We start from the raw sequence: 8652 nt of genomic DNA on the forward strand, positions 1-8652 counted from the left end.
CTTTAGGAATAACAGCTAAGAAATTTTTAAAATCAGATTCTGGGTTTTTAAAAGTGATATCAATATCTTGCCCGTTTTCTAATTGCTTTACAGAACCTTGAAACTCTAAAGGCAAATCGTTTATAAAACCTTTATTTTCTTTAAAGGTGTAAATACTATTGTTTAAATCTAAACCAATTAAAGCATCAAGTTTAACGGGATTGTTGCTTAAATAGTTGGTGCTATCAATACTAATGCTAATATTAGCTTCGCTTTTGGTATCTAATTCTGATGCTTCTGCTGAAAACGTACCGTTTCCTTTATGATTTAATTCTGATACATGAATTAAAATATTCGATGCTTCATCCAGATAGGTTAATGCACTATTTTTAATACTATAATCTTTAAGATTAAACGAGAAGCTACTTGTTTGGTTTTCGTTTGAAGCGTTTTTATCTTCTTTGGTAATATCGTAATTATTATTACCAAATTTATTCGTTTTTAAAGTTAACAAAGCTTCATTAACATCAATTGAATTTACCGTAATGGGGGCTTCATCTGCCTTTTTAAACAACTCCTTTATAGGCATGGTGAACGAAATGCTTTTAGCAGTAACTAAAGTTTCATCTTTAAAAGGCTCAAAATTGGTAATTAGCAAATCGCTTACGTTAACATGGGCTTGTGGAAAACTGCTAAAAAAGCTTAAGCTTACACTGCTAAATTCAACCTTTGCATTCACGTTTTCGTTTATAAAACGTTTAACCATATCTTTAATTTGCCCTTGAAATGCAAAAGGAATAGCGATTAAAAGTGCTACAATAATAAGTACTGTAATGCCAATAATTTTTAAAGCTTTTTTCATGTGTTTATTTTGTTGTTTTTTAAAGGTTACAGTAACATCCAATTAATCATTTTACTTGAGTACCAAGCTTTAGTTGTGGATGTTTTATAAAAAAATGTGTTTATATAAATATACGAGTGTGTTCGTGTTTAAGCCTAAGTAAGTAAAAAGTTTAATAAAAATTTAACCTAAGTGATGTTAATGTTAACACAAACGGTTAAAGTAAGTCAATCTCTTCATTAACCTCTAAATTAAACCGTTTTCTAAATAAATAAACTCCTAAATATAAAAAAGGCGTATCGCAAGCAGCGACTAAAACTTTAAATAGAAACCCACTAACTAATAAGCCTTTAAAAAGGCTCCAAGGTAAAACCTCAAAAAAGCACAATAAAAAAACAACAGAAAACGTATCGACAAACTGCGATAACCAGGTCGAGAAATTATTTCGTAACCAAAGATGTTTTCCTTTGGTAAGTTTTTTCCAGAAATGATAAATTTGAATGTCTACAAATTGAGCAAATAAATACGCTATCATGCTAGCACCAACAGCTAAAATGGTTCTTCCAAAAACATTAGTAAAAACAGAATCGTTTATGGGCGAACTTACAACTGCAGGAACTATATCGGCTACATATACAATTAAAACAGAAAATAAAGAAGCAAATATTCCTGTAACTACTATTTGATTAGCACGCTTTTTTCCATAAATTTCACTAATTAAATCGGTTATTAAAAAAGTAATAGGGTATGGTAAAATACCAACAGAGATAACAAAAAGTTTACTTCCAAAAACCTCCACATCAAACGGATACCAATAAAAAAATTTTTGAAAAATTAAGTTTGATACTACTAAAGATGTTATAAATAAAGCACCCAAGAGCATGTATATACGTTGTGCAGCAAGTTTGTCTTTTAATGTCATGTAAATTGTGAATAAATCATTAATGTAAATATAAAGGAAACCATTTACTTTTAGTTATTTTGCTTTCTCTATGATGAAACCAACAACATATCATATTGCATTAGGTAGTAATAAAGGCGATAAATTTAAAAATTTACAAAATGCCATTGATGCTATTCATACAAAAATTGGACACATTAAACTGATTTCTAAAGTTTATAAATCGCCAGCTTTTGGTTTTGAGAGTGACGACTTTTTGAATTGCTGTTTGGTTTTAGAATCCGACTTACAACCAGAAATTGTGTTGCGAGAATTATTATCTATTGAAACAGCTTTAGGGCGTACAAGAAAAAAAGGAGAAGGATACGAAGCACGAACTATTGACTTAGATATTGTTTTTTCTGAAGATGAAATTATCGATACAAAAACTCTGCAAGTGCCTCACCCAGAAATGGAAAAGCGCAGGTTTGTTTTACTACCTTTAAATGATATCGCTTCTAAAATAAAGCATCCAAAATTTAATAAAGAAGTATCTGTTTTATTAGAGGAGTGCGAAGATGAATCTGTTTTAGAACCCATTAATATTTGGTTAAAAAACCCGAGTAAAGCCTACAATTTTTCAAGCTATAATTACATCGCTATTGAAGGCAATATTGGTGCAGGAAAAACCAGTTTAGCGACTAAAATGGCACACGATTTTAATGCAAAATTGATTTTAGAACGTTTTGCCGATAATCCATTTTTACCAAAGTTTTATGAAGATGCACAGCGTTATGCTTTCACTTTAGAGATGTCGTTTTTAGCAGACCGCTATCAACAAATATCAGACGATTTATCACAACTTGACTTGTTTAAAGATTTTATTGTGAGTGATTACGATGTGTTTAAATCACTCATATTCTCTAAAATCACTTTGGCTGAAGATGAGTTTATGTTATATAGAAAGCTTTTTAATTTGATGTATAAAGATTTAAAAAAGCCTGAATTATACGTGTATTTATACCAAAACACGGAGCGTTTGCAAGAGAATATTAAAAAACGCGGACGCGATTACGAACAGAATATCGACAACGAATACTTAGAAAAAATAAATACGGGTTACTTAGAATTTTTAAAAACCCAAACCGATTTTAACGTCAAGATTATTGATATTTCTGATAAGGATTTTGTTGAGAATCGTACGGATTATTTGTGGGTTTTGAATGAGATTTGTGGTGAGTGATTTTGAGGTTACGCTTATCGGGCTTGGCTATGATTTTGCTACGGAATGATACGTTAGTATCATTCCACCGTAAGCATAAATTTAGCAAAAAGACTTGAAAATCCGATTAGGAATTTCATCTGTAATGAACTATAGTTGTTGGTATTTTGTTTTTGTAATATGGAAAAGTATTAATCAGGTAAAGTTCTACCTGGAATTTCCACTTTTCCATTATTAATAGTTGAATCAGGAGTATTATTCCCAAGTGTATCAGTTTCTGATTGAGAATCTCCTCCTTCTGGAATCCAAGTAGCAGTAATACTTAATGAGCCTTGATAAGGGATATCTCCGTATGCAGATGCTTCTAATCCAAGACCTGCTCTAACATTAAGGTTTATAGTCCAAGGTGAAGTAACATTAGTTAGTTCGATAAGGTCGCCTTGACTATCTCTATATTCTATCTTGTTAATGGTTGCTCCATTTGACATAATTACTGTATATGTAATATCATACATAGTTCTAGCTGGTTGATCATCTTTTGAACATGAAACTAAAATTGTAATTGCGGTAATAAGTAATAGTTTTTTCATTTTCTTTAATATTAAATTATTCCTACTCTTAAGGTTTTTCGGATTCCAGCTTATTTTTAAATTCAAATGAATGCCAACTACCGATAAACGAAGTTATATTTTTTAGAGTTTAGAATCAAGTTAAACTGTAAGTTAATTTTGTTATTCTTGTGGAGACAGAAATCTATATTCTAGTTTCAATTAATAATGGATTTTGTGTCAAGCACGGAATGATAAAAAGATTAAATTTTAAAATACTTCAAACAATGTGGTTACAATCTGCCCTTTTTCATTTTTCAAAATATACTCATCAAGTAGTTTCTCATCTTTAATTTTTAAATTAAAAGGGGCTTCCAAAATATTAACACCACTGCTTTGTTTTAGTCGAATTCCTTGTCCAGAAACAAGGTCTTTGTTTGGAGTAAAATCACCTAAAGGAATATGCTCGGTTAAAATTACATATTTATAGTTATTCAATTTGTTAACTATACTTTTTATTTCTGCATTGGATAAATGTTGTAAAACTTGCCGTAGAATGACACAGTCAGCTTTAGGTAATTCATCTTTCACAATATCTAAACAATGAAACTCTAATTTTTTCGCTTTAAAAACCTTTTTATTTCTTTCAATTAATGCTTCAACAATATCAACACCAAAATATTTTTTTGTGTATTTAACCAGATGTTTTCCAATATTAAAATCACCACAACCTAAATCGAAAACTACTAAGGGCGTATTATGAGATTCTAAAAAAGCAATTATAGCTTTTAAATAAGGGGCTATAATTTTCGGGTCATGAGAACCTGATCCAGAATAAAAATCGAATGCGTTTCCGCCCCAAAGATGCATCTCATAAATTTGACTCATCACATCTTTGGTTGGCCAAGGTTTCTTTGTTTTCTTTGTCACCGCTTTTAAGTTTGCTAAATATATCTCAAACTACAACACCATAATTTGCCTAAATACCTATAGTGTGTTAGATTTTAATTCTTTCGAATCATAAGATGCTGTATTGATATTAAAATATAACCATGTAGCAATTCCAATAAATTTAAAGCCTTCTTCAAATACTTGTACTTTGTGATGGTTAAATGGAATTTTTGATTGAATTATATCTATAAAAACAGAAAGAGCGAGAAAAAAACCTGCTAAAAAAAAAGCAAAAGCATCAGTTTTTAATATTGTTTTATAGTTACCTATTAATATTGTAAATGTTAATAATGCATAAACAGCATAACAAATATATTGGCTAATATAACGATCGTGAATCATAAAAAAATCGTCAATTGCAAGAAGCATAGAGAATAAGCCTGTTAATAAAAGTAATTTTTTTTGACCTTTGTCAATCAAAGATTTGTTTTTTGTAATTGTAAAAAAACAAATTGAGGCAGAACTTATCCATAGCCATATTCCAATGTTTGATAAAAATCCAAGAAAGCTTGAAGAATCGGTTAGATCTGCAGATTCCTTAATAATTTCTCTAGTTTGATAACCTTGTAGTGTTAATATGTTTAATGAAATTACATAAAATAAAATGGCAGGAATAACTGCTATAAGAAGGCATTGAAATATTTTTTTAGGTTTTAAAATTAAAAATAATTCTTTTTTCAAGTTCATAGTGGTTTTTTAATTTAGTAAGCTTTTTGGTTTAACTAATGCAAATTTAATTATAAATTATTTGATTTTAGTTTGCTGAACAAATCCCAAACTACAACACCACAACTCACCGAAATATTTAAAGAATGTTTGGTGCCAAATTGAGGTATTTCAATAACAACATCACTAGCATTAACTACATCTTGAGCAACACCTTTTACTTCGTTGCCAAAAACTAAAGCGTATTTTGTGTTTGGTTCAACTTCAAAGTCATTTAACATTGTTGCATTTTCAGCTTGTTCGATGGAACAGATTTTGATGTTTTTGGTTTTTAGTTTTTCAATTAAATCTATTGTGTTTTCAATATATTCCCATGCAACCGTATCTGTGCTTCCTAGGGCGGTTTTATGAATATCTTTATGTGGAGGAGTTGCTGTTATGCCACATAAATAAATTTTTTCAATTAAAAACGCATCACTTGTTCTAAAAACCGAACCAATATTATTTAAACTTCTAATATTATCGAGTATAATAATTAGTGGTGTTTTTTTAATGCTTTTAAAAGCATCAACACTTAATCTATCTAATTCGCTATTTTTTAGTTTTCTCACTTTATATGTTCTTGTGTCACGCTGAGCACAGTAGAAGTGTCTCTCTAGCAAGATTTTTTACTTCGTTCAGAATGATAACCATTGTTGAAATCTATTTGCAATTGTAGATAACTTCTCAAAAATCAACTTCAAAAAACATGAAATTAATAGTACATTGCATGCTACAATTTTGTCAAAAATAAGATTAAAAAACCACTTTCCATTGGCTAAAAAAGCAAAAAAAGAAACGCCGTTAATGAAACAGTACAATGCTATTAAAGCTAAGTATCCTGATGCTCTATTACTGTTTCGTGTGGGCGATTTTTATGAAACCTTTGGTGAAGATGCAATTAAAACGGCAGGTATTTTAGGCATTATTTTAACCAAACGTGGTGCAGGTAGTGAAAGCGAAATTGAATTGGCGGGTTTTCCGCACCATTCATTAAACACCTATTTGCCAAAGTTAGTAAAAGCTGGTGAGCGTGTTGCTATTTGCGATCAGCTTGAAGATCCTAAACAAACTAAAACTATTGTAAAACGGGGTGTTACCGAATTGGTAACTCCAGGTGTGGCTCTAAATGATGAGGTTTTAGTCTCAAAATCGAACAATTTTTTATGTTCGGTTTATTTTGATAAAAAGTACATAGGGATTTCTTTTTTAGATATTTCAACAGGCGAGTTTTTAACATCGCAAGGTAATGCAGAATATATTGATAAGCTGTTGCAGAATTTTAGTCCGAGTGAAGTTTTAGTGTCTAAACAAAAAAAAGTACTGTTTAACGACACATTTGGCGATGATTTTCACACTTTTTATTTAGAAGATTGGGTATATCAAACCGATTACGCTTACGAGACTTTAATTAAACATTTCAACACGAAAACACTTAAAGGCTTTGGTATTGAAGATTTATATGAAGGCATAATTGCTTCGGGTTCAATTTTACATTATTTAAGCGAAACGCAACATAAAAAATTGCAGCATATAACTTCTATTTCTAGAATTGCTGAAGATGATTATGTGTGGATGGATAAATTTACCATCAGGAATTTAGAGCTTTATAATTCTACCAATAATAATGCGGTAACGCTTTTAAACGTCATTGATAAAACCATTTCGCCTATGGGTGGAAGATTATTAAAACGTTGGTTAGCATTACCTTTAAAGCATGTAGAAAAAATAAAACAGCGTCATGAAGTTGTCGATTTTTTGACTAAAGATAAAACGACGCTTCAAAAAATTCAAAACCATATCAAGCATATTGGCGATTTAGAGCGCTTAATTTCTAAAACAGCAACAGGAAAGGTTAATCCACGCGAGGTTATTCAGCTTAAAAATTCTTTAGAAGCTATCGTTCCTATAAAAGCATTGGCTTCAAATTGCAAAAACGAATCACTTAAAATAATTGGAGATAAACTTCAAAGTTGTGATGTGCTTCGTGAAAAAATTAAAGAAACTTTAAATGAAGATGCGCCAGTAAATGTTTTAAAAGGGCATAGTATTGCTGTTGGGTTTTCTTTAGAATTAGATGAGTTAAGAGGCTTATCAAAATCTGGAAAAGATTATTTAGATAACATGTTGAAGCGCGAAAGCGAACGTACAGGAATCACCTCACTTAAAATTGCCTCTAATAATGTGTTCGGGTATTATATTGAAGTCCGTAATACACATAAAGATAAAGTGCCAGAAGAATGGATAAGAAAGCAAACGCTTGTTAATGCAGAACGTTATATAACCGAAGAATTAAAGGAATACGAATCTAAAATTTTAGGTGCAGAAGAACGCATTTTAGCTATTGAGCAACAATTGTTTTCCGAATTGATTCTTTGGTTAAATCAGTATATAAAACCCGTACAGCAGAATGCTTATTTAATTGGGCAGTTAGATTGTTTATGTGGGTTCGCACAATTAGCAAAAGATAATAAGTATGTATATCCTGTTATAGATGACTCTTTCGATTTAGACATAAAAGATGGGCGACATCCAGTAATTGAAAAGCAATTACCAATTGGAGAAAGCTACATAGCGAATAATGTATTTTTAGATAGAGAAACACAACAAATCATCATGATTACTGGGCCAAACATGTCTGGTAAATCGGCTATTTTACGTCAAACTGCACTTATTGTATTGTTAGCTCAAATTGGGAGTTTCGTACCTGCCGAATCTGCTAGAATTGGTTTAGTAGATAAAATTTTTACGAGAGTAGGAGCAAGCGATAATATCTCGATGGGAGAATCTACTTTTATGGTAGAGATGAATGAAACCGCCTCTATTTTGAATAATATTTCAGATAGAAGTTTGGTGCTTTTAGATGAAATTGGAAGAGGCACAAGTACTTATGATGGCATTTCGATAGCTTGGGCAATTAGTGAATATTTACATGAGTATCCAGCAAAGCCAAAGACTTTATTTGCAACACACTATCATGAGCTTAATGAAATGAGTGAAACGTTTAGTCGTATTAAAAACTTCAATGTTTCTGTAAAAGAACTAAAGGATAACGTGCTATTTTTAAGAAAATTGGTTGAAGGTGGTAGTGAGCATAGTTTTGGAATTCACGTAGCTAAAATGGCAGGTATGCCACAACAAGTTCTGCATCGTGCAAACAAAATTTTAAAGAAATTAGAGAAGTCTCATTCTAGTGAAGAGTTAACAGATAAGGTTAAATCGCTAAACAACGAAATGCAATTAAGCTTTTTTAATTTAGATGATCCTTTGCTTGAAAATATTAAAGAAGAGATTTTACATATTGATATTGATACACTTACGCCCGTTGAAGCACTTATGAAACTTAATGAAATTAAGCGCATGTTGATCAAGAAAAAACGCGCTTAAAAATAATTTTATTATTTCTTAAAAAAGGCTTTGGTTTTAGTAGAAATATTTTAAATTTGCATCCGCAATAGTGATATTGCACGTTCATTAAAAGACTGCGAAAGTAGCTCAGGGGTAGAGCATCACCTTGCCAAGGTGG

Annotated in this window: 7 protein-coding genes and 1 pseudogene; 2 read left to right on the top strand and 6 right to left on the bottom strand. The window is 31.0% G+C overall.

The genetic code is table 11. From position 1 onward, the window contains the following. Positions 1-841: pseudogene (locus AADI82_RS11300) on the bottom strand (AsmA family protein); the annotation flags it as partial. A gap of 196 nt (positions 842-1037) precedes the next feature. Continuing rightward, on the bottom strand, positions 1038-1742 hold the full coding sequence (locus tag AADI82_RS11305) for a queuosine precursor transporter (protein WP_341216542.1): 705 nt from the start codon (positions 1740-1742) through the stop codon (positions 1038-1040). A 70-nt stretch (positions 1743-1812) separates the two neighbouring features. Here AADI82_RS11305 and folK point away from each other — a divergent pair, with 70 nt between their 5' ends. Further along, positions 1813-2943, top strand: a complete 1131-nt coding sequence (gene folK, locus AADI82_RS11310; RefSeq protein WP_341216543.1) for a 2-amino-4-hydroxy-6-hydroxymethyldihydropteridine diphosphokinase — start codon at positions 1813-1815, stop codon at positions 2941-2943. Positions 2944-3113: 170 nt separating this feature from the next. Here the strand turns inward: folK and AADI82_RS11315 are convergent, their stop codons facing one another. The 4 genes from AADI82_RS11315 to AADI82_RS11330 all read right to left on the bottom strand — a co-directional run bounded on the left by AADI82_RS11315 (position 3114) and on the right by AADI82_RS11330 (position 5698). Next, the gene (locus AADI82_RS11315; RefSeq protein WP_341216544.1) at positions 3114-3437 is read right to left on the bottom strand and encodes a hypothetical protein; all 324 of its coding nucleotides are present in this window, start codon (positions 3435-3437) and stop codon (positions 3114-3116) included. Positions 3438-3740: 303 nt separating this feature from the next. Then, on the bottom strand, positions 3741-4400 hold the full coding sequence (locus AADI82_RS11320; protein ID WP_341216545.1) for a class I SAM-dependent methyltransferase: 660 nt from the start codon (positions 4398-4400) through the stop codon (positions 3741-3743). Positions 4401-4457: 57 nt separating this feature from the next. Continuing rightward, on the bottom strand, positions 4458-5102 hold the full coding sequence (locus AADI82_RS11325) for a hypothetical protein (protein ID WP_341216546.1): 645 nt from the start codon (positions 5100-5102) through the stop codon (positions 4458-4460). A gap of 56 nt (positions 5103-5158) precedes the next feature. Then, positions 5159-5698 (bottom strand): RNA methyltransferase, encoded by a 540-nt coding sequence (locus AADI82_RS11330; RefSeq protein WP_341216547.1) that lies wholly within the window; start codon positions 5696-5698, stop codon positions 5159-5161. 202 nt (positions 5699-5900) lie between these two features. On the opposite strand from AADI82_RS11330, the gene mutS reads away from it, so the two are divergent. Continuing rightward, positions 5901-8513 (top strand): DNA mismatch repair protein MutS, encoded by a 2613-nt coding sequence (gene mutS / locus AADI82_RS11335; RefSeq protein WP_341216548.1) that lies wholly within the window; start codon positions 5901-5903, stop codon positions 8511-8513. The last annotated feature ends 139 nt before the right edge of the window (positions 8514-8652 follow it).

The organism is uncultured Wocania sp., assembly GCF_964021735.1.
Lineage (GTDB): Bacteria > Bacteroidota > Bacteroidia > Flavobacteriales > Flavobacteriaceae > Wocania_A.